The following is a 22,204-nucleotide window of genomic DNA, read 5'->3' on the forward strand; positions in this document are numbered from 1 at the left end:
GTCAGCCCCGCAGCGACATGGTCGGCCGCTCGTCCTCGCTCGGCTGGACGACGACGAAGCCCTGCCCGGAGAACCCGAGCTGGAAGGCCTCCCCGGAGCCGCGCCCGATCAGGCCGCCGAGACGCGCCGTGCGCCGGGGCTCGACGCGCAGGCCGTCGGTGTAGGCGACGAGGGCGTCGGTGTCGACGAACGTCGGCGCCTCCCGGGTGTCGAGCACGATCGGGTTGCCCTTCGCGGTCAGGGCGACCCAGCCATGGCCGCGCAGCACCACGTTGAACATCCCCATCCCGGACAGCATCGTGACGCCGCGGACGCGTTCGATGTTCCACTGCAGCGCGGCGTCGAAGGCCAGGATGTTCTTGCCGTTGACCGAGAGGCCCTCGCCGGCGAGCTGCGCGACGATGACCTCCTTGCCGTAGTCGGCGAGGTAGAGCAGGCCCTGGCCGGTCGCCGTCATCAGGGGCACGCCCTCGCCGGTCGCCCAGGACGACGCGATCCGGCCGAGCTGCGGCGGCTGCGGGTTGAAGTCGATCAGCCCCTCATAAGCGATCATGGAACCGACCCGGGCGAACAGGTCCTGGCCGGGGTTCATGACCACCTTGGCGATCTTGGAACCGTGCTTGCTCATCCGCTCGAAGACGGGCGTCGGCCCGTAGTGGTCGATCAGGCTGCCCTGCACGGCCCGCTCCCTCCCGCCGGCGGGCGACCCGCCGGGCCCGCTCCCACGACCGTCGCCACGCTCAGACCTCGTAGGGCTGGACGACGACGAAATGACCGGCGAAGCCCATGAACTGCAGGGCCAGGGCCTCCCCGCTGCTGCCCGCGTAGATCTGCCGGGAGATCCGCACCTGCGTCGAAACGCTGACCCGCATGCCGGTGGTCCACGCGACCAGCGCGTTCATGTCCGCGAACGTCGGGCCCTGCACGGGCAGGGTCATCGGCGACCCCTTGGTCATGACGACCACCGAGCCCGGCCCGGAGACCTCGAAGTGGAACAGGCCGCCCCCGGGGATGCCGGCGCTTTCGATCCGGCGCACCTCGGTACGGACGGTGGCGTCCATCGCCAGCAGGTTCTTCGCGTTGATGCACAGCGACGAGCTGCCAAGCTCGACGATGTGCAGGTCCGCGGCGTCCTGGGCGAGGAAGACCTCGCCTGACCCCTTGCAGGTCATGAGCTTGAGGCTCTGGCCGGTCAGCTTGCCCTCGATGAGGCCGCGCAGCCCGCCGCCCTTGTAGTCGAACTCGACGTTGCCCTGGTAGGCGACCATCGACCCGCGCAGCGCCAGCGCGTCCGGGCCGAGGGTCACCTTGACCAGCTTGCCGTTCTGCTGGGTCCAGCGCCCGGCCGTCGGCACCTCCCGGTACGGGGCGAGGCTGTTCATCGCCCCCGGCGGGGTCGGCTGGACCTGCGACGGCAGCGGCTCGGGACCACCGAAGGCGCCCACCGGCGGCTGGGCGCCGGGCATGCCGCCGGGCACCGGCGCGCCGCCGAACCCGGGGCCGCCGGGGGGCGGCCCGCCGGCCGGGAACGGCTGACCCGGCACGGGCTGGCCGCCGTACCCTGGCGCGGGAGGCTGACCGCCGCCGTACGCCGGGGCGGGCTGCCCACCGCCATAGGCCGGGGCGGGCTGACCGCCGCCGTAGGCGGGAGCCGGCTGACCGCCGCCGTAGGCCGGCGCGGGCTGGCTCGGCGGGCCGGGCGGCGGGGTGGGCGCCTTGCGCTGATCGTGGCGGGGCGGGGCCGCCGGCGGGGCGGCGAAGCTCGGCGGCGCCGGTGCGGCGGGGGCGGGGGGCGGCTCCTCCTCGGCGACCTCGCCGCCGTAGGAGCGGATGAGCTCGGCGAGGCCGCCCTGGAAGCCCTGGCCGACCGCGGCGACGCGCCACACGCCCTTGCGGTAGATGTCGCCGATCATCACCGCGCGTTCGCTGGTGAAGTCCGCGCCGGTGAAGGAGTAGCGCAGCACCTCGGCGCCGCCGACGACGATGCGCAGGTAGCCCGACGTGATCGCCGCGGCGCTGCCCGCGCCGTCCAGCGCCGCGCAGAACGACAGCCGGCCGATCGAGGCGGGCACCCGGTCGAGGCTGACCCGGAACGCCTGGCTGTCCCCGGACTGCGGGCCGAGGAGCTCGACGGACTTCTCCGGCGAGGCGGGCTGGTTGAAGAAGACGAAGTACCGGTCGTCGGAGAGGCGGTCGTCGCCGTCCAGGCCGAAGCAGGAGACGTCCCACTCCCCCGGCGCGTCGATCCGGATCCCGACGTACAGATCGGTGCTCTGGGTGACCGCCGAGAGCTGCGCCTTCTGCCCGCGGCTGAACTGGGTGACCAACGCGCTCCCTCCACTCGCCTGCCGCCGTCCCGGCGCCTGCCGGGGCGGCCGGCGGCCCGGCCCACCACCTGCGCCCGCATCCGCACGAATCGGACTGCGGGCAAGGTAGCAGCTACCCACCTGCCCAGCCGAACACGCCGGGCGCGCGGGCGCTGTCGCCCAGGGGACACCACGCGCGCGTCACCGTGGCAGGTCACCAGCGTGACACCTCCTCTCGCGTCCCGCGGGGAGGAGGGCGTTCACTGGGCGAATGCGCTACGTGGAGGGCTCCGTCACCACCAGTCCGAAGAGGATTTCGAAGATCGGCCTGGGCACCTGGCAGTTCGGGTCCGGACAGTGGGGCTACGGCAGCCGCTACGCCGACACCGACGCCGCGCTCATCGTCCGCCGGGCGCTCGAGCTCGGGATCACCCTGTTCGACTCGGCGGAGGTCTATGGCCTGGGACGCAGCGAGCGCATCCTCGGCGCCGCGCTGGCCGCGGTCCCCGGCGCGCTCGACCGGGCGTACGTGGCGACCAAGCTCCTACCGGTCGTGCCGGTGGGCCCGGTCGTCGAGCAGCGCGCGGTCGCCAGCGCGCATCGCCTCGGCGTGCGCCACCTCGACCTCTACCAGGTGCACCAGCCCAACCCGGCGATCCGGGACCGCTGGACGATGCGGGGCATGGCCGCACTGCGGTCCGTGGGCCTCGTCGGGGACGTCGGGGTCAGCAACTACTCGCTGGCCCGCTGGCAGGAGGCCGACGCGGCCNTCGGCGTGCCGGTGCTGTCCAACCAGGTGGAGTACAGCCTGGCCCGGCCGCGCCACGGCGCCGCGCTGCTGGACTTCGCCGCCCGCGAGTCCCGGATCGTCATCGCCTGGAGCCCGCTCGCTCAGGGGCTGCTGTCGGGCCGCTACGACGTGACCAACCGCCCGAGCGGCCGGGTCCGGGCCGCCAACACGCTGTTCGGAACCGAGAACCTCGCCCGAGCGACGCCCCTGCTCGACGTGCTGCGCGAGGTCGCCGCCGCGCACGGGGCGAGCCCCGCCCAGATCGCGCTGGCCTGGGCGATCCGCCATCCGCAGGTCGTGGCGATCCCGGGGGCGTCCGGCGTCGCCCAGGTGGAGAGCAACGCCGCGGCCGCCGACCTCGACCTCGCCGCGGACGAGTACGCCGCGCTCAGCGCCGCCGCCGACCGCTTCACTCCGGTCACGGGACCGGCGGCGTTCGTCGCGCTGGCCGCCGAGCGCCTGCGCCCCTGACCCACCGCGCCCGGCGTTGGCCTGGCCGGCATTGACCTGACCGGCGTTGGCCTGGCCGGCATTGACCTGACCGGCGTTGGCCTGGCCGGCATTGACCTGGCCGGCGTTGACCTGGCCGGCGTGACCTAGCCGGCGTGACCTAGCCGGCGTTGACGGAGCCGTCGGGGGCGTAGACGTCGTCGGAGGAGATGATGTGGAACGGCGGGCAGACGCCCGTCGAATGGTGGGCGGCGGCCTCCAGCGCGAGCTGCACACGCTGTTCCGCGTCGAGGCCGCGGGTGCTGTGCAGGGAGCCGCAGGCGTACTCGTCGCCGCTGCCGACGGCGTAGTAGTCGTCGACGCTGCGACCGATCTGGTAGTCCGAGTCGATGCGGTAGAGGTGCCCGCGGATCCCGACGAGGAACAGCCCGCCGCTCTCGTTGCCGGAGTCGTTGCGCGCGAACCCACCCTCGCGCAGGCAGTCGCGGACGACCGCGATGAAGTCGGTCGCCATGAACCGGTCAAGGTCCCAGTCCTGAGGCACGGGCGGGACGAGGCTGTAGCGGAGCAGCTGGCCCATCCGGAACGAGTCGGTGAAGCCCATGATGAACTCACCGTTGCGGAACACCTTGGTGTCCGCGCGCACGGTGATGGACCAGCCGGCTACACCGNCACTGTCCCCACCGATCACGACCCGGCCGTCCTGCTGAACCCCGACGATGCAGGTCACGAAGCGGAATGGTACCGGTTCGCCCCGCCGGCGGATGCCCCACCCCGTCGGCGTCCTCCACCTTCGTCACGGACTGTCCCGAGCGTCCTGACCGATGTCACCTTGCCGACCTGCGACTGTTTCCCTCGATCGGGCTGTCGTAGAGATGTGAGAGCGTGTCCGGCGGTCGCACCAGCACGCGGCGGCGGTCGCGCCAGCACGCCGCGGCGGGCAGGCACGGCCCGACGACGGCGCCGGGATCATCGACGAAGGGGACGGACGCACGATGGGGACGAACGCACGATGGGGATGAAGCGGTTCATGTCGCGGCTCGGCGTGGGGGCCGCCGAGGTCGAGACCGTGCTGGACCGTCCGGAGACGCTGCCGGGTCAGGTCGTGACCGGCACGACGACGATCACCGGCGGCAAGGTCGACCAGGAGGTCGAGAAGGTCCTCGTCGCGTTGGAGGCGACGGTCGAGGTCGAGCGGGACGACTCGACCTGGTACGAGCAGGTCACCTTCGGCACCCAGCAGGTCGGCGGGGGCTTCACCATCAACCCGGGCCAGCAGATCAGCGGCCGGTTCGAGCTGCCCGTGCCGTGGCAGACGCCGATCACCGACGTCGGCGGCTGGCACCTGCACGGCATGAAGATCGGCGTACGGACGAAGCTGGCGATCTCCGGCGCGGTCGACCCGGGCGACCTGGACCCGGTGAGCGTGCATCCCCTGCCGGTGCAGGAGGCGGTGCTGGCGGCGCTCGGCGACCTGGGTTTCCACTTCCGGTCCGCGGACGTCGAGAAGGGCCGGCTGCACGGCTCTGATCTGCCCTTCTACCAGGAGATCGAGCTCAAGCCTGCCGGCGAGTACGCCCGGCGGATCTCCGAGCTGGAGGTGACCTTCCTCGTCGACGGCGCCGGGATGGACGTCGTGCTCGAGGCCGACCGCCGCGGCGGGCTGCTGTCCTCCGGTCGCGACGAGCTCAGCCGCTTCCGCCTCGCCCACCACGACACCGACCGGCACGCGCTCGCCGGCCTGCTTCACCAGCAGCTCGAACACCTCGGCCGCCGCCGCGGCTGGTTCTGAGTCCCGCTGGCCGAACGAGGCCGTGCNCGCGGTAGTGGGGCCGGCCTCGCCGTCACCTCCGTCGATTGTCGCCTCGGCCGAAAGGGCCGTGACGGCACCGGCCTCTTCAGATGCCCTGCTGTCCGGAAGCCAGGACGGGCCACGGTAAATGACCGCGATGCCCCCGAAGCACGCCATCGCCCGCAGTCGAGAGCGGGCGTGGGTGCTGTCGATCCGACCCCAGCCGGTCTGGGAAGGTGACAGCATGGCATCGGGGGAAAAATGACATTGTTTGCGGACGGGTCGCGTCAGCGAGTGTTCATCAGTGTCGCGGGCCCGGACCGGCCGTGGGCGCGGTGGATTGCGCAACACCTGCGCCGTGCCGGGTACGAGGTCGAGTACGACGAGTGGACGTGGCAGGCGGGCACCAGTTTTCTCGCGCGCATGGACATGGCCCTGGCCAGAGCCGACCGCATCATCGCCGTGATAACTCCCGCGTACCTCGATCGGACCTCCTTCGGCCGGGAGGAACGCGAGGCCGCGCTGCAACTCGCGCACGAACGAGACGGCCTGCTGGTGCCGGTGATCGTCGCACCCACCGCATTGCCGCCACTCCTTGCCCGGTTGTCGAACATAGATCTGACCGGATTGAGCGAGGAAGAGGCCGCCGCCCGCCTACTCGATCGGCTCGCGGTCCGGGCGCCGCATCTGGACGAGCGGGTTCCCTGGCCCGGAGCGACGTCCACCGGATCCGCGCAGCGGCGGGCAGACCGTGCCCGGCAGATCCCGTTTCCCGGTTCGATACCGCCGATCTGGAATGTCCCGCCGAGACTCCCCACCTTCACCGACCGGGTCGAGGTCCTGCACCGGATCGAGGTGCTGTCTCGGCAGCCGGTCGGCCGATCGGGCCCCGGCGGCAGCCCGGCCATCACCGTGCTGCGCGGCCTCGGCGGCGTCGGCAAGACCCAGGTGGCAGTCGAGTACGCCTGGCGCCACGCATCCGAGTACACCCTGGTCTGGTGGGTCAACGCCACCCAGTCGGCGCTGATCACGGAGAAGATCGCCGCCCTCTCGAGCCGACTCGACCTTCCGGAGAGCGGTATTCTCGCAAAGGATGCCCAGGCCGTCCTCGCGATGCTGGCGCGCCGCCCCCGCTGGTTGCTGGTTTACGACAACGTCGAAAATCCCCGCGACCTGCGCCCATGGCTGCCCGGGGGAGCCGGTGACATCCTGATCACCTCCCGCAGCCCGAGCTGGGGGGACATGGCGACGAGAATCGACGTCGATGTTCTGCCGCGAACCGACTCCATCACCCTGCTGCGAAGCAGGAACGCGGGCAGCGACGTGAGTTCGGCCGCGGATCTGGCCCGTGAACTCGGTGACCTGCCACTGGCCCTCGAACAGGCCTCGGCCTACATCGAGCGGACGGAGATGGGGCTGTCCACCTATCTGAACAAGTTCCGGTCCCGCCGGGAGCGGATGCTGCGTAAAGGCGAGGACCTGGCCTACGGCGGGAATCTGCACACCGCCTGGTCGCTGTCCCTGGAACGCCTGGAGGCGACCGCACCTGCCGCCGTGCAGTTGTTGCAGATCGTCTCGGTCCTCGCCCCGGATCTGATCCCGTTGACGTTGTTCGAGGAGGCCTCGGCCATCCTGCCGGAACCGCTGCGTTCCCGAGTCAGCGGTGAGGATCCCGGGGAGGATCTGGACGACATCATCGCCGCGATCGCCGGCTACTCGCTACTGCGCCGGGAAGAGGGTTTCATCCGGGTCCACCGCCTGGTGCAGGCGGTGATCTGGGGGAGCATGAGCGTCGAGGACCGCCAGGCGTCGTTCACGACGGCCGCCGAACTCCTCCTGGCCGCCCAGCCGAGTGATCCCAGTAATCCCACGACCTGGCCGACCTGGGCCGTCCTCGGCCCCCACCTGCTGCACCTCACCACCCACCCGGCGGGCACGGACTCCCATCCACTGCGCGACCTGCTGGACAGGTTCTGCCGCTACCTCCACGCCCGCGGCGACTACGCCGGCGCGCTCCGACTCGCGCTCGCCTTTCACCGACTGCGCCGGTCAACCCTCGGAGCCGACCACCCCGACAGCCTGAGCTCGGCGAACAACATCGCCGCGGCCCTGCGGGGCCTGGGCCGCTACGACGACGCTCGGGCGATGGACCAGGACGTCTACACGCTGCGCCGGCGCACCCTCGGAGCCGACCACCCCGACACCCTCACCTCCGCCAACAACCTCGCCGCCGATCTGTACGCCCTCGGCGACTACGACCGCGCCCGAGCCCTCAACGGGGAAACCCTCGAACGCCGCCGACGCACCCTCGGAGCCGACCACCCCGACACCCTCACCTCCGCCAACAACCTCGCCGTCGACCTGTACGCCCTCGGCCAGTTCGACCGCGCCCGGCTCCTGCACGAGGAGACGCTGCGCAGAATGCGCCCGGTGCTCGGCCCCGATCACCCGGACACCCTCGGGGCGGCCGGGAACCTGGCCGTGGACCTGTACGCCCTCGGCGACTACGACGGCGCCCGAGCGCTCAATGAGGAGACCCTCGACCGCCGCCGCCGCACCCTGGGCGCCGGACATCCCGACACCCTCACCTCCGCCATCAACCTCGCCGACGACCTGTACGCCCTCGGCTTCCTCGAGGAGGCACGTACCCTGCACGCCGAGGCGCTGCAGCGGATGCGAGACATTCTTGGCGCGGATCACCCCGACATCCGCGCATCGGAAAGCCGCCTGGCGGTCGGTCCCGCTGTCCTCGGCGCAAGCCGTCCGGCCGCCGAACCACAGCCCGACGAACTTCAGCCCGACGAGCACGCACCCCATGGGCCGATATCCGGCGCGGCACCCCCGGACAGCACCCGACCGGACCCGACCGATGAGCCACCGGCCATCGCGCGGTAGGACCGCCCACCGCGGGCTGCGCAGCGGCGTTACCCGCGCAGCGCCCGTGGGACCTGTTCGTCGTCGGGGACACCGGGCACGAACGTGTAGCGGGATGCCTGCTGGAACTCCTCAAGCGCCTGCCGGGACAGCTCGTGGGAGGCGAGGGCGGTGAGCAGCCCGACCGGCACGCTTACCTCATCGGCGCCGTCCAGCAGGGCGGCCTCCGCCTGCCGCACGGATTTCACGCTGGCCGCCAGGATGCGTGACCTCTTCCGGTCCGGCACGGGACGCACGAGAATCGAGGCCAGTTCCGTCACCAGACGATCGTGCCCGAGCAGCCGGGCCGCCCGGTCGACGTAGGGAATCACCCAGTCGGCACCCACCGAGCCGGCGAGCGCCGCCTGCGATCCTCCGTACACCCCCGTCATGGCGACCCGGACCCCTCGACCGACAAGTTCAACGGCCATGGAAAAGTACTCCGAGACCGCAGGAATCTTGATCACGGTGTGGTCCGGATTCTGCTCGAAGGCGGCCCATGCCTCGCCGAGGGCGGCGTTTGGACTCACGCTGCACGGCTGATAGAAGAACATGCCACCCGGCAGGAGCGCACGCAACGCGCCGAGATGGCGCAGGGGGTCGTCGGCGGCACCCGCCCTGGCCATCAGGGTGGGGTTCACCGTTACTCCGCGCACATATCCGAGCGACGCGGCGAGGGCCACCTCATCGGATGCTGCCGAATCCAGGTACATGCTGATCGCCTTCACTTGTGGGCCGGTCGGCGGACAGCCGGTATCCTCGCATCTCGATTTCCCGCTGCCACGGACCCCCTTACGCCTGGATCTCCTTGGCGTAAGGAGCGGACAGCCCCGACCCGGTCCGCGTGACGGCGAGGGAGGCGGCCGACACCGNGGAACGGATGGCCGCCGCCGGGGGGACTCCGTGGGCCAGACCGGCGGCGAGATAGCCACAGAAGACATCCCCCGCGCCGACCGTGTCCACCGCGTTCACCACCGGGGCTGGTTCCCGCAACGAGAGGGCGACACCGTCGTCCCCCACAAGCCGGCCGATCACTCCACGCTCTCCCCACGTGACAACGACGTTCATGCGGGGAAACCGGGAGGCAAGATCGTCCAGCCGCTCCGCCATCACCTCCCCTTCCGCGTACAGGCACACCTCGACCTCGTTCGGCACGAAGTAGTCGACGAGAGAAAGCAGGTCCGCTGGGAGTGCGGCAGCGGGCGCCGGATTGAGGATCACCTTCACCCCGGCCGACCTCGCGATCCGCGCAGCCTGCCACACGGCGTCGAGCGGGAGTTCGAGCTGGAGCAGCAGGACGTCCGCCGCGGTGATCGCCGACCGGGCGGCGGCCACGTCGGCCGCGGTCACCGACGCGTTCGCCCGCGGGACGATGATGATCGAGTTTTGGCCGCCCCGCTCGACGACCGGCAACCCGACGCCGGTTCCGTCCTGCTCGGCGCCGTGCAGGTGCGTGGTATCGATCTCCTCCTCGGCCAGTGCCTGACGGAAGATGCTGCCGAACTGATCGGCGCCGACCCGGCCGACCAGGCTCGTCCGCGAGCCGGCGCGAGCGGCGGCGACCGCCTGGTTGAAGCCCTTTCCCCCGGGAGTCATCGTGAAGTCGTCGCCGACGAGCGTCTCGCCGGGAAGCGGCCGGCGGGTGGCGTAGGTGATCAGATCCATCATCAGACTGCCGACGACGCACACCGTGTCAGTCACGCGGGCCTGGCTCCTCTCGCTCGCACCCTGACCCTCACCCGAGGTCCGCGCCTCGGTTCTTCACCGAACTCTCCCGTATGCGCAGCTCCGTGTTGAGCACGACCGTCCTCCCGGTGGCCGCCGAACCCGCCAACCGACTGAGAAGCAGATCTGCGGCGGATCGCCCGATGTCGTCAAAGGGCTGTTCGATCGTGGTGATGGGCGGATCCTGCATCCCGTTCCAGGGGAACTCGTCGAACGCCACGAGTCCCATGTCTCGCGGAACCGAGCAGCGGGCCTCCCGGAGCGCTTCGAGGGCCCCCACCGCCATCAGGTTGTTGGAGACCAGAACCGCCTCGGGGCGCGGTCGTGTACGCAGCAGGCGGCTCATCGCGTCGTATCCGCCCTGCCGCTTGTAGTCGGCGAACACCGCCAGCTCGGCACGCGGTTCGATACCGTGCAACCGCAAGGCACGTTCGTAGCCCTCCCGGCGCTCGCGTGCCGTCGTCGTGCGCAGCGGACCGCCGATGAGGGCGATACGCGAGAACCCCTCACTGATCAGGTGTTCCGTGCCGCTGCACGCACCGGCGGCATTGTCCACCAGAACACCGTCCACCTGGTTACGCAGGGCGCGCCGGTCGACCGTCACCACGGGCGTCCCATGGTCGAGCAGCCGCCCGAGATCGGTCTCCTCCTCGGAGGTCGGCGCGACGATGACACCCGCCACCTCCCCGAGCACGGCAAGATCGAGATAGGCGTTCTCTCGGTCCAGATCCTCATCGGCGTTGCACAGGAGAATCGAATATCCATCGCGGGCCGCAGCGGCCTCGACGCCCCGAAGAACCCCGGAGAAGAAGGGATTTTCAGTATCACTGAAGATTGCTGCCCAAACCTTCGCGAGCGGGCGGGGAACCGCCATTCCACCATCGCTCCGAGAAATCGACGAGGACGGGATCTCCGGATTCCGAGAGCGGGCCGCGAAACGACCGATTCCACCGCCGTTCAGAACCCGGGTGAAGGTGTTCGTCGACACGGTCGGCCGGCCACCACCACGGCCGGCCAGCCGCATACCGTCGGCATCGCTCACGAATTTGACGACACGTCCACCCATGACGCCTGCTTTACTCAGGGGATCCGTTACGACAGGATAGACGCGGAAGGGCGGACAGGCTCCATCGACTTCCCCTGCACCTTCGCCTCCGCTACCCGATGACCGATTTCTACCGATTTCACTTTCNCCCCTCCGGGCGGCCTCCCGCCGGTCCCCCTCGGCTGCCCGGCGCGGGTCAGGGCAGCGTGGCGGCGTACCGCATCGTGTCGCGGGTGAGAGCCCGCAGCCGCGCGAGAGCCATCGGCCTGGGGACACCCGGCTGCCAGGCGTTGACACTGAACCAACCCTGGCTGCTCTGTAGCGACGGAATCAGGGAGATCATTTCCACCCCGACCGGCGGCTCCGGCAACCGGAACACCAACCAGTCCGTACCCAGCGCCACAACAGTCGCGATCCCGTTCGCCGCGATCACGGTCACATCCGTCGGCAGACATCGGCTGTCATCCTCATCCTCGCGGGTGAGGCCACGACTCGAAGGGCTTGCCAGGTGTGGCAGTTCCCTTCGCCGAGCTCACTCGCGCAGTCCTGTCGGCCGCCCGGCGAGGCACGCCATGCCGCGACCCGCGTAACGCCACGGCCCTCGTCCCCGCACATCCGGAGATAGCCGGCAGTTGCCCCATCTCCGGTGATACCAATAGTGGCCGGTGGGTCACGGTCGTGACGAGGCCGGGGCGAGAGCGGGGAGGATGCGGTGGACGTGGCAGGATTTGTCCGGCGCGGCAAGGCGGCGGCGCGGGCGACGGTGCAGGCGGGAAACCGGCAGACGCACCCGGTGCGGTGGGGGAATCTGCGCCGGACCAGCCCGTTCTCCGCCTGGTACGGCAGCGAGCGGGGACGACCGGTCGACCGGCATTACATCGACGGTTTCATGGCCGCCCACTGCGCGGACTACACCGGTAACCGGGTGATGGAGGTGAAGAACCCCCACTACAGTGACCTGTACGGGGCGCCGACCGAGCTGACGATCGTCGACATCGACGCGAACAATCCGGACCTCACCCTGCACGCGGACCTGAACAAGGTGGGGAGCCTCCCCCCGGGGGCCTACGACTGCGCGATCGTCACCCAGGTCCTTCAGTATGTCGACCCTCAGGCAGCGCTGGCGAACCTCTGGCAGTCCCTCGCCCCGGGCGGCGTCCTGCTGCTCACCGTCCCCGCCCTCGCCCGGCTCGACCCCCATGACCGGGACGCGGATCTGTACCGCTGGACTCCCGCGGGGCTGCGCACCGAACTCACCACCGCCGGCCTGCCCAGCGATGACGTGCACGGCCACGGCAACGTCCTGGCCGCCGTCTGCGCGCTCCAGGGCCTGACCGTGGAGGACGTGACGGCCGCAGAGCTGGACGTGGTGGATCAGGACTTTCCCCTCACCGTGTCCGCGCGCGCGGTGAAACGAATCTGATCGCACCCGCCCCAGGGGCGAGTGCGACGAGGGCCACCGTGGCGTCGCCAGCCTGGACCCGCCACTCGTTTTTGGATTGTCACGGCAGTCTGTCGTCCACGCGATACGGGCGACCTCATTCCGACAGCCTCCAGGTAGATACCGGGTATGCCATACTGCGTATGTTGCCCCCAGAGGGGGGGACCATACCGAGTATGTAAATACCAGGTATGCCGTGCCCGACAGGTACCTGCCGCCAGGCACGTGCCGACGCAGGCGCAGGGAGGCGTGATGTCGATCCGACACGGGCTGCTGGCGTTGCTCGCCGAGCGCCCGATGTACGGCTACCAGCTCAGGGCGGAATTCGAGACACGCACGGGCTCGACCTGGCCGCTCAACATCGGGCAGGTCTACACCACGCTGCAGCGACTCGAACGTGACGGGCTCGTCGAGCCGGCGGACACCGCCGGGTACGCCGATGACCAGACAGCCGTCTACCAGCTCACCGAGACCGGCCGCGCCGAGACCGAAAAATGGTGGTCGGCGCCGGTCACCCGCCACGCTCCGGCCCGAGACGAGCTGGCCATCAAGCTCGCGCTCGCCGTCACGCTGCCCGGAGTCGACGTGCAGGCGGTCGTGCAGCGCCAGCGGACCGAGACGATGCGCGCGGTGCAGCAGTACACCAGGCTCAGTCGCCGGGCCGACGAGGCGAACGACACCGCCTGGCTGCTCGTGCTCGACAGCCTCGTGTTCGCCGCCGAGGCCGAGATCCGCTGGCTCGACCACGTCGAGGCCCGGCTCGAGCGGACGGCCCGCCGGGCCGCCCGCACCGACGCCAGCCCGAGCGGTGCTCCCCCGCCGGCCACACCGACCACGGCCCTGTCCTCGCCAGGCCACCCAGACGCAGCCACGACCGAAAAGAGCGGACGATGACCTCGATCGCGCCCCCTCGCATGCCGGAGCCCGCGCCCCCCGGCACCTCCCCGCCCGCCTCGGCCCCGATACTGCGCATGCGCGGCGTGACCCGGGTCCACGGCGGTGGCGTGACCCAGGTCGTCGCGCTGCGCGGGCTGGACCTCGTCGTCCACCCCGGGGAGCTGGTCGCCGTGATGGGCCCGTCCGGCTCGGGCAAGTCCACCCTGCTGACGTTGGCGGGCGGGCTCGACCTCGCGACGTCGGGCGACGTGTTCGTCGACGGGACGGCGCTGGGAGGACTGTCCGCCAGAGCGCTCGCGGCGCTGCGTCGACGCAGCCTCGGCTACGTCTTTCAGGATCTCAACCTCGTTCCGGCGCTGACCGCGGCCGAGAACGTCGCGCTCCCCCGGGAACTCGACGGCGTGGCCACGCGCACGGCACGCAGGGAGGCGGTGGCCGCCTTGGCCGACGTGGGCGTGGCCGATCTCGCCGACCGGTTTCCCGACCAGATGTCGGGCGGCCAGCAGCAGCGCGTCGCGATCGCCCGCGCGCTGGTGGGCCCCCGGCGGCTCGTGCTGGCGGACGAGCCGACCGGCGCGCTCGACTCGGCGACCAGCGGCGAGGTGATGCGGATGCTTCGTGCCCGCTGCGACGCCGGCGCCGCCGGCCTCCTCGTCACCCACGAGGCACGGCACGCCGGGTGGGCCGACCGGGTGGTGTTCCTGCGCGACGGAACGGTGGTCGACTCCACCGGCGAACCGTCGACCCCCGAGTCCCTGCTCGGCAGCACGTCGACCCACCCGCACGGAAGCCGATCCTCCGACCGCCCACCGTTCGTCCCCAGACGGACCAACCCCGGACCATCCAATCCCGGACCGTCCAGTCCCGGACCGTCCAGTCCCGGACGGCCCAGCCCCGGACGGCCCAGCCCCGGACGGCCCAGCCCCGGAGCGACCGACCCCGGACGGCCCGACGGGGACAGCGGGAGCGCAACGGACGGAGCCGACCGGTGACGAAGCTGGGATTCCCCGCCGGGCGGGCGGCCCTGCGGGTCGCCCGACGCGACGCGCTGCGTGCCAAGGGCCGCACGCTGCTGATCGCCGTGATGATCGGGTTGCCGGTCCTGCTGGTCTCCGCCGTCGACGTCATCGCCCGATCGGCAGACGACGGCCCTGCGCAGCGGGTCTGGCGCACGCTCGGCACGCACCCCGAGCTGCAGGCACGGTTCACCGGCTGGAACATCGGGCTCCCCATGGCGCAGAGCCCCGACGCCGAGACCGCCAGTCCGGTCGACCCCGACGCGAGCGGGCCGGCCCATCTGCCCGATGCCGAGCGGGCGCGGGCCGGCCTCGCCGCGGCGTTGCCGCCCGGGGACCGGCTCGCCACCGTGCACGACGCCCACGACGCGCGCCTGCGGATCGAGGACCCCCGCGCCCACGACGGCAGCCGCTTCGTTCGCGCGGACCTGCACGAGGCCGCCTGGACCGACCCCCGCCTCGCCGGCCTGGTCACCCTCACCTCGGGCCGACTGCCGGCAAAGGATGGCGAAGTGACCGTGACGGCCTCGTTCGCCAGGCACCTCGGCGTCGGGGTCGGCGACACCATGCAGCTGGAGCTTCCGGGCCGTGCGGCCGCCGACTCCACCGCACCCACCGGTGCCGTCTCTCCCGCCGGCGGTGAGGGGCGCCTGCGCCTGGTGGACGTGGTGGGAGTCGCCTGCCTCCACGAGGACCGCAACACCAGGGCGGTGCTCGGCACGCCGGGCCTGCTGCCGGCCACCGACACCCCGGGCTACGGCAACGACACGCTGTATGCGGTGGGTCCGAGCCCTGTCACCTGGAACGATGTGCTGCGCCTGAATCGGCTCGGTGCGGTCGTGGTGAGCCGGGCGGTGTTCGCCGATCCGCCCCCCGCGAGCGACGTGCCCGCGGTGCCGAACAGTTCCGGCACCTTCGCCGCTGCCGACGCGGCGGTCGCCGCCACGGCCGTCGGCCTGGTGTTGCTCGAGGTCGCGCTGCTGGCGGGGCCGGCGTTCGCGGTCGGCGCTCGGCGCACCATCCGCAATCTCGCGCTGGTCTCCGCCAGCGGCGGCAACCGCCGGCAGATCGCCGCCATCGTGCTCGCGGGCGGACTCGTGGTCGGTTTCGGGGCCTCGGTGGCCGCCGCCGGGCTCGGCGCCGGCGTCGGCGCGGCGGCGCTGCCCGTCCTCGAGCACTACGAACACGGCGACTTCGCGCACACCGACGTCCGGCTGCTCGACCTGTCACTGATCGTTCTCGTCGGGACGCTCACCGCCGTTGCGGCGGCCGTCGTGCCGGCCTGGCAGGCCAGCAGGGTCGACGTCGTCGCGGCGTTGGCCAGTCGACGAGGTCCGCTCGTCACCCCGAGGCGAGTTCCGGTACTCGGCGTGGTCGCGGTCGCGGTGGGGGTCGGTCTGGCGGCGCTCGGCGCGGCCACCGCCGAACCACTGCCGCTGCTCGCCGGTACCGCGGTCGTGACACTCGGCCTGATCGCGACCGCGGGATCGATCGTCGAGCTCCTCGCCAGGGCCGCCCGGCGGCTGCCGGTCGCCGCCCGGATGGCCCTGCGGGACGCGGCTCGCCAGCGTGGTCGCACCGCCCCCGCCGTCGGGGCGGTGATGGCCGCGGTCACCGGATCGGTGGCGATCTCGCTCTACGTCGCCGCGCTCGACCACCACGACCACCTCACCTACCGGCCGTCGGCCGCCCCGGGGGGCGTGGTGCTCGACCTGACGCGGTGGGGGCCGAACGGGCCGGAACAGCCGCATCCGGCGGCGCAGGTGGAGGCGTTGCTGCGCGCGAACCTGCCCGTGGACAGGGTCGCGCCGATCTACACCATCGGCAGTGCCGCAGACAGTTCGTCCTACGCCTACCCCGACCCTCGCAGCGACCTCTCCTGCGACGGGACGTACGGCCCCAGCCTGGCCCCGTGGGACGCGTCGGTCGACGAACGGTGCGGCGAACGGGGGCTCATCCAGGTCCACAACGGCGTCGCGGTGGACGACGGCACCGCGCTGGACGTCGCCAGCAACGGCGGCTACCCCGATGCCCGGGCCGTCGTGGCAGCCGGCGTCGTCGCCGTGACGAACCCCCAGTACCTCCGGGCGGACGGGACCGTCGTCGTGAAGGTCAGTCCGCCGTACGATCCCGGGCAGTCCGCTGTCGGGACGAGCGAACGGACGCTCGTCCTGCCCGCCAGGCTCGTCAGGCGCGCCGGCGGTACCCCGATCGACATGATCGTCGTGCCCCCGGCGCTGGTACGGGCGCGGGGGTACTCGGTCATTCCCGACGCGGTGATGGCCAGCACGACCCGGGTGCCCACGGCGGCCGAGGCCGAGCGGGCGGACTCAGCACTGGCGGACGCCGGAATCGACGGCGGCCTCGTCGTCGAACGTGGCTACCAGAGCGACTACGACATCGGGTTGGTGGCACTGGCGGTCGCGGCCGCCGTTGTCACCCTCGGCGCCACCGGCATCGCCGTCGGACTCGCCGCGGCAGATGGTCGCGCCGACCTGGCGACGCTCGCCGCCGTGGGGGCGAGCCCGGGCGTACGCCGCCGGCTGGCCGCCAGCCAGGCCGCGGTGATCGCCGGCACCGGGGTGGTGCTGGGGGTCGTGGCCGGCGGGGTGCCCGGCCTCGCGTTGATCTGGATGGAACGCCACGGTTCCGGGACGTTCGACCAGACCTGGGAGTTCATCCCACCCTGGCTGAGCCTGACCAGCATCGTCGTGCTCGTGCCGCTCGTGGCCGTGGCGTGCGGCTGGCTGTTCACCAGGTCCCGGCTGCCCACCCTCCGCCGCGTCACGCTCTAACCCCTCGGCCTGGTCTTTCCGCAGTGCTCCCATGGCTGGAGAGACGCCCGTGTGATCCCAGCAACAAAGGGCTCGAGGTTGATAGTCGAAGATCGCGTGCTCACCCGGACGAGAAGGCGGCTATCTGGCCTTATGAACGTCGGGCTCCGGGTCGGTCTGGAGGAAGCAGCCGAGACTGGGGTCGTAGAGACGGACACCCATCAGGGTGAGGCCGGACAGGGTGTCCCGGGAACGTTCCTTCGCGCCAAGCCAGCCGTACCGCGGATACGCCGAACTCAGGAAGTAGGGGCTGCCGAACTCGGTGGACTCCGCATAGCTCGCCGGCGAACCGGCCGAGGTCACGTCGTCGACGGTCGCGACCACATCACCGTGCAGGTTCGCCAACTGCAACGTCACCACACCACCATCGGTCTGGACCGCGGCCAGATCGCCGCCGATACCGCTGACGTTCCGCGACCAGGACGAACCGACCCCGATCCACGCCGGGCTGTCCCCCGACCCCGACGTGTAATGGTTCACCGACGTGGTCGACCCGTCCGACCACGACCGAACCCGCCGAGCCGGATCCAACGCATACGTCCTCGTCGACGAACCCACGGTCTCGCTCGCCACCAGATCGTTCACGAAGTACCCGAGACTCGCCGACGACCCGGCCGGCGGGTACGGGTCCGTCGTCGTCCGACCGAACAGATCATAGGTATACCCGCTGTTCGTGAGCCGATCAGCCTGGTCATAGCCGAAAGAATAACCGCTGGGCGATGTTGACGTCGAGCAGGTACCCGCATCACTACCCCCACCATCGGGGTAGCTCGTCAACGACAACCGATTCGAATCCGCGTCATACCCATACGACCGCGTCGTGCACGACGCCGGACCGCCATAACTCACCGTATCCGCCACCGACGTCAACCGGCCCGACAAGTCATAACCCAACGACTTCGTCGATGCCGGCGTCGCGTCCAACCGGATCTGGCCGTAAATCGAGTTGGCCTGGGCGAATGCCAGCCACGGAGTGCCATCCTTGGTGTAGTTCAGCGCGGTCGGCTCACCGTTGTCGTCATACCGCGTCGCCGCGACCAGGCCGTTCGGATACGTCTGCGACGTCAGCTTCCCATCGGCGTTGTAACCCGCGGTGAACGTCGACGGCGCGCTGCCGGCGCCGACATCGAGACTCGTCAGCAGGCCACGGTGCTCCCCCGAACCACCGTCGTAGGTGTAGGTGTACGTGCCCTTGCCGTCGTTCACCGTCGCGACCCGGCCGTCGATGTCGTAGGTGGTCGCCGCGGTGTTGCCGTCGGCGTCGGTCTGCGAGGTCACCTGGCCCCACGAGTCGTAGCCGGTGGTAAGCGTGACGCTGTCCGCCGTGGTCGTCGTCGGCAGACCCGTCGACGCGTCGAAGGCGTAGGTGGCCGTCGGGATCGTGCTCCCGCCATCGGCCGCCGGGCTCGCCGCCACGGCCTCGGAGGTCTTCCGGCCGGCGCTGTCGTAGGTGTAGGTCGTGGTCCGGGTCGTCGAGTTGACCGTCTCGACGTTGGTCAGCACCTCGTTCAGGTCGTTGTACGTGTATGCCGACACCGGCAGTGGATTCCCCGACGACGGCTGCGCCGCCGGACCCTCCGTGCACGCCAGGCCGGTCCAGGAGGCGTTGACGCAGCTTCCCGACCCGGTCGCGGTGAAGTACGAGGTCAGCGTCGTGTAGGCGTCGCCACCGGAGCTGCTCGCCTTCGGCTGGCGGGACTCTACGACGTTGCCGGCCGCGTTGTAGTAGGTCGTGCGGACGATGTCCGGGGTGGAGCCGCCGCCCATCCAGGTCGTCACCGTCGTCGGCTTGCGCAGGTTCCACCCGGATGTTGCCGCGTCCGCGCCGCTCTTCGCCTCGTAGCCGTTGACGGTCTTGCGCGGGTCGGCGTCGCTGCCGTCGGCCAGGCGAATCGTCGTGGTCACCGTCGTCGCCAGCCGGTAGGGGGTCGGCGACGACGGGGCGCCCTGGTCGTAGTCGGTGTGGACGTGCTCGCGACCCGAGTAGCGGGCGCCGCCGTTGTCCACGATCTGATGCGTCGGGCCGTACGTGTCGGCCACCGACACCCCGTCCGCGGTGTACGCGGTCTGCTCGTCGAGCCGCTGGGAACGGGCCGCGGAGCTGGTCAGTGCCGCCACGGTCGGGTCGGTGTCCGCGGTCGGGGTCAGTGCCTGGTTGCGGTTCTCCGCGGACAGCGTGCGGATGGTGTTGCCCTTGGTGTCGTGTTCGGTGGTGGTGATCTGCCAGGCGCCGTTGCCGTAGGAGGCGCTGTTGACCTGCCGGCCGTCGCTGTTCAGGTAGGTCAGGTCGGCGTACGGCCAGTCCTGTGGCGACGGCGGTGACGGCGGCACATGATCGGCGGTGAACACGCCGGCGCCGTAGAGCGGCAGGTCCTGCTGCGCCCAGGCGGCGACCGCCCCGGCCGACAGGTCGATCGGGGCGGTGCCGCCGGTGACCGCGATGTCGTAGGCGACCGTCTGCGTCGCCGTCGACCCGCCGGGGGTCGGGCGGGACACCGTCGAGATCCGCCCGGAACTGTCGTAGGCCAGCGTCCAGGTGGCCTGGCCGGGCGGGGTGATCTGGGCGAGCCGGCCGGCCGTGTCGTAGCTGTAGGTGGTGGTCAGGTTGGTGCGGGGGTCCTTCGCCGAGCGCAGCCGGCCGGCGGAGTCGTAGGCGTAGGCGGCCACGTTGACCGGCGCGGCGCCGTTGAGCGCCATGGCGATCCCGCTGACCCGGCCGGTGTAGCTGCCCCAGGTCGCGGGGTCCGTGCCGGTACCGGTCGCCGTCGTCGACGTCGCGTACGTCAGGGTCAGCGCGCGGCAGCCGGCGCCGAGCGTCGTGCACGACACCCCGGCGGGGACGGGGGCGAGGATGCGGGTGACCCGGCCCGCGGAGTCGGTGGTGTAGGTCGACGTGGTGTTCGAGCCGGGCTCGATGACCTGACTGGCATGCCAGGTCGTCACACCCCCGACGACCTGAGCGGTGAAGACGGTCTTCGTGCCGTCGACGTCGGTGTGGGTGAACTGGGTCGCGGAGTCCTTGGTCAGGGTGCTGCCGTCGACGGCGTCGTCGCCGACGCCGGTGTAGGCGTACGGATAGCCGCCGGTACCGGCGCGGGTGTAGACGTCCTGGACGCCGGTGTCGTCGGTGAAGGTGACATAGCCACCGGAATCGGTGCTGTCCGCCAGCGTCTCGTCCGCGGCACCGGCATCAGGGCCGGGCATGCTCGCCGTCCACCCCGGCCCGAAGATCGTGTTCGACGCACCCGCGGGCAGCACCTCGAACATCGACCACGAGTTCGTCGCCGTGGACGGTGCGGTGGTGGTGATGGTCAGCGCCTGACCGGGAGCGGAGGACGCCGCCGTCTTGTACAGCGCCGCACCGGTCAGGTCCGACTGGTGGTAGCTGCCCTGCAGCGTCACCCCGGAACCGGGGGTCGGGACCGCCGCGGCGTTCCAGTCGGCGACCGCGGCGAAGGCCATCGACCCGGCCGCGGTCGACGTCACCGACTGGTTGAACACCCCTGCGGTCGTGTCGTCGGGCGGGCCGATGTTCGTCGCGCCGATCGGCGTCGCCAGGTTCGCGTTCATCACCACGAGGACCTGCAGGAACTTCGAGCAGGTATTCGTCGACGAGGTCAGGGTGACGGTGCGTGCGGCGGAGCTCGACGTCCGCGCCCACCAGGCGACCGCCTCGTCCTTGGTGCCGTTCGCCCCGGACCCGGCGACCCGGATCCAGGACAGCCCACCCGAGTCGGAGATCGCCGGGATGGTGCTGGCGCCGGATCCGGTCGAACCGGTGTCGGCGAGGGCGAGCAGCAGCGCGTTCGCCGGCGCCGTGAACGACGCGGTCACCGCGTTACCCGCCGACGTGCAGCCGTTGCCGTTCCAGCCGACCGCCGGCGGCGTCGACGGATCGACCGTGAGGGCGGCGCCGGCGGGGGCGTTCACGCCGAGGGTGGTGAAGGTGCGCCCGACGGTGATGTCGCCGGTGTAGCTCGGCATCGACGCGTCGGTGGCGGACACCGCGTAGTCGCCGGTCAGCAGGGCCACCGAGCCCGGCCCGACGGCGTGGGTGGCCTCGGCGTCGGCGAACGCGTGCCGGGTGTACTGGATCGTGTGCGCCGGCACGCAGGTCACCGTGTTCGCCGCGTCCCGGAAACAGGCCTGCACCTGCACCGGGCCGTCCGCGGCGCCCGCGGTGGTCATCGTGGCGGCGAGGTCCCAGGTCAGTCTGTCGAACAGGCCCGAGCCGTTGCGGGCCATCGGCCACGACGGATGCGTCGACGTGCCGGCGACGGTCACGGCGCCGGTCGGCACGTCCGTCCAGCCGGTGGCGGTGTTCGTGCCGAGCCGGTACTGGAACGTCACCTTGGTCTGCGCCGAGGGCGCCTGCCCCTCCAACGTCGCGTACCGCTGGACGCGGGCGCCGTCCGCCGGCTGCGCGAGCGCCCCCGCGCCCACCCCGAAGCCGTAGGAGACGACCGGCGACAGGTTGCCCGCCTTGTCCTTCGTCCGCACGNAGAAGGTGTGCAGGCCNGCGGNCGNGGTCAGCGACGGGGTCGTCGTGGCCGTCGTCTCCGTCGCCGGGGACGGCTGGTCGAGGCCGTAGAGGAACGACTGGGTGTCCCCGCCGGGCGATGTCCAGGTGAACGTGCCCGAGGTCGCCGACGCCCAGCCACCGGACGCCCACGCCGCCGAGCTCAGTCCGGTCGGGGCCGCGGGGGCGGTCGTGTCGACGGTGAACGGGATCCACGACGACCAGGCCTGCGAGTAGTCGACGCCGTCGTAGGCCCGGGCCCGCCACTCGTACGCCGTGCCGTTCGTCAGCAGGCCCGAGGGCACCGTCCAGTACGCTGGCGAGTTCGACGGGGTGTTCGCCACCGACCCACCGGTGATCTTCGTGGAGCCGTCCGAATTCCACACCTCGACGTCGACCCGCACCTGCCCGCCATCAGGATCACGCGAGGAACCCGACAGGGTCGGCGTGGTCGTGTTCGTCAGCACCATCGCCGG

At 71.2% G+C, this 22,204-nt stretch carries 14 protein-coding genes and 4 pseudogenes; 8 read left to right on the forward strand and 10 right to left on the reverse strand.

From position 1 onward, the window contains the following. Window position 1 precedes the first annotated feature (1 nt). Entirely contained in the window at window positions 2-679 is a 678-nt protein-coding gene (locus UK82_RS26410) for an AIM24 family protein (RefSeq protein ID WP_044887386.1), read from the reverse strand. A 61-nt stretch (window positions 680-740) separates the two neighbouring features. Beyond that, window positions 741-2,327, reverse strand: coding sequence for a TerD family protein (locus tag UK82_RS26415; RefSeq protein WP_044887387.1), 1,587 nt, complete (start codon window positions 2,325-2,327; stop codon window positions 741-743). A gap of 250 nt (window positions 2,328-2,577) precedes the next feature. Between UK82_RS26415 and UK82_RS40345 the strand changes: the two genes are divergently transcribed. Beyond that, window positions 2,578-3,075 (forward strand): aldo/keto reductase (locus tag UK82_RS40345; RefSeq protein ID WP_236706471.1); only part of this gene is annotated, 498 nt, incomplete at its 3' end. Between the two features lies 1 nt (window position 3,076). Next, window positions 3,077-3,567 (forward strand): annotated as a pseudogene (locus tag UK82_RS40350) (aldo/keto reductase); the annotation flags it as partial. Between the two features lie 21 nt (window positions 3,568-3,588). On the opposite strand, the pseudogene UK82_RS43410 reads toward UK82_RS40350, so the two are convergent. Together UK82_RS43410 and UK82_RS34475 are read right to left on the reverse strand one after the other, a co-directional pair. After that, window positions 3,589-3,822 (reverse strand): annotated as a pseudogene (locus UK82_RS43410) (hypothetical protein); the annotation flags it as partial. Beyond that, a partial coding sequence (locus UK82_RS34475) for a hypothetical protein (protein WP_236706472.1) occupies window positions 3,707-4,217 on the reverse strand: 511 nt, incomplete at its 5' end. The pseudogene UK82_RS43410 and the gene UK82_RS34475, both read right to left, overlap by 116 nt. Before the next feature lie 341 nt (window positions 4,218-4,558). Here UK82_RS34475 and UK82_RS26430 point away from each other — a divergent pair. Together UK82_RS26430 and fxsT are read left to right on the forward strand one after the other, a co-directional pair. Then, entirely contained in the window at window positions 4,559-5,338 is a 780-nt protein-coding gene (locus UK82_RS26430; RefSeq protein ID WP_044887390.1) for a sporulation protein, read from the forward strand. Between the two features lie 261 nt (window positions 5,339-5,599). Continuing rightward, entirely contained in the window at window positions 5,600-8,233 is a 2,634-nt protein-coding gene (fxsT, locus tag UK82_RS26435; protein WP_083507378.1) for an FxSxx-COOH system tetratricopeptide repeat protein, read from the forward strand. A gap of 29 nt (window positions 8,234-8,262) precedes the next feature. Here the strand turns inward: fxsT and UK82_RS26440 are convergent, their stop codons facing one another. From UK82_RS26440 to UK82_RS26455, 5 genes and pseudogenes are all read right to left on the reverse strand, one after another. Further along, window positions 8,263-8,964, reverse strand: coding sequence for a transaldolase family protein (locus tag UK82_RS26440; protein WP_128423433.1), 702 nt, complete (start codon window positions 8,962-8,964; stop codon window positions 8,263-8,265). Window positions 8,965-9,043: 79 nt separating this feature from the next. Next, on the reverse strand, window positions 9,044-9,123 hold an 80-nt coding region (locus tag UK82_RS43415), incomplete at its 5' end, for a hypothetical protein (protein ID WP_396230653.1). Window position 9,124: 1 nt separating this feature from the next. Then, window positions 9,125-9,952, reverse strand: a pseudogene (locus UK82_RS43420) (ribokinase); the annotation flags it as partial. A 34-nt stretch (window positions 9,953-9,986) separates the two neighbouring features. Further along, the gene (locus UK82_RS26450) at window positions 9,987-11,018 is read right to left on the reverse strand and encodes a substrate-binding domain-containing protein (RefSeq protein ID WP_161849171.1); all 1,032 of its coding nucleotides are present in this window, start codon (window positions 11,016-11,018) and stop codon (window positions 9,987-9,989) included. 199 nt (window positions 11,019-11,217) lie between these two features. Beyond that, the gene (locus UK82_RS26455; RefSeq protein WP_128423432.1) at window positions 11,218-11,454 is read right to left on the reverse strand and encodes a hypothetical protein; all 237 of its coding nucleotides are present in this window, start codon (window positions 11,452-11,454) and stop codon (window positions 11,218-11,220) included. A gap of 285 nt (window positions 11,455-11,739) precedes the next feature. Here UK82_RS26455 and UK82_RS26460 point away from each other — a divergent pair, with 285 nt between their 5' ends. The 4 genes and pseudogenes from UK82_RS26460 to UK82_RS26475 all read left to right on the forward strand — a co-directional run bounded on the left by UK82_RS26460 (window position 11,740) and on the right by UK82_RS26475 (window position 17,170). Next, complete coding sequence (locus tag UK82_RS26460; RefSeq protein WP_128423431.1) at window positions 11,740-12,444, forward strand: bifunctional 2-polyprenyl-6-hydroxyphenol methylase/3-demethylubiquinol 3-O-methyltransferase UbiG; 705 nt, start codon at window positions 11,740-11,742, stop codon at window positions 12,442-12,444. A gap of 270 nt (window positions 12,445-12,714) precedes the next feature. Then, complete coding sequence (locus UK82_RS26465; protein WP_044888608.1) at window positions 12,715-13,356, forward strand: PadR family transcriptional regulator; 642 nt, start codon at window positions 12,715-12,717, stop codon at window positions 13,354-13,356. 20 nt (window positions 13,357-13,376) lie between these two features. Further along, a pseudogene (locus UK82_RS26470) lies at window positions 13,377-14,126 on the forward strand (ABC transporter ATP-binding protein); the annotation flags it as partial. Between the two features lie 221 nt (window positions 14,127-14,347). Further along, entirely contained in the window at window positions 14,348-17,170 is a 2,823-nt protein-coding gene (locus UK82_RS26475) for an FtsX-like permease family protein (protein WP_055409993.1), read from the forward strand. Between the two features lie 120 nt (window positions 17,171-17,290). Here the strand turns inward: UK82_RS26475 and UK82_RS42125 are convergent, their stop codons facing one another. Beyond that, entirely contained in the window at window positions 17,291-21,454 is a 4,164-nt protein-coding gene (locus tag UK82_RS42125) for a hypothetical protein (RefSeq protein ID WP_313949841.1), read from the reverse strand. Window positions 21,455-22,204: the final 750 nt, after the last annotated feature.

This window comes from Frankia sp. ACN1ag (assembly GCF_001414035.1).
Classification (GTDB): domain Bacteria; phylum Actinomycetota; class Actinomycetes; order Frankiales; family Frankiaceae; genus Frankia; species Frankia torreyi.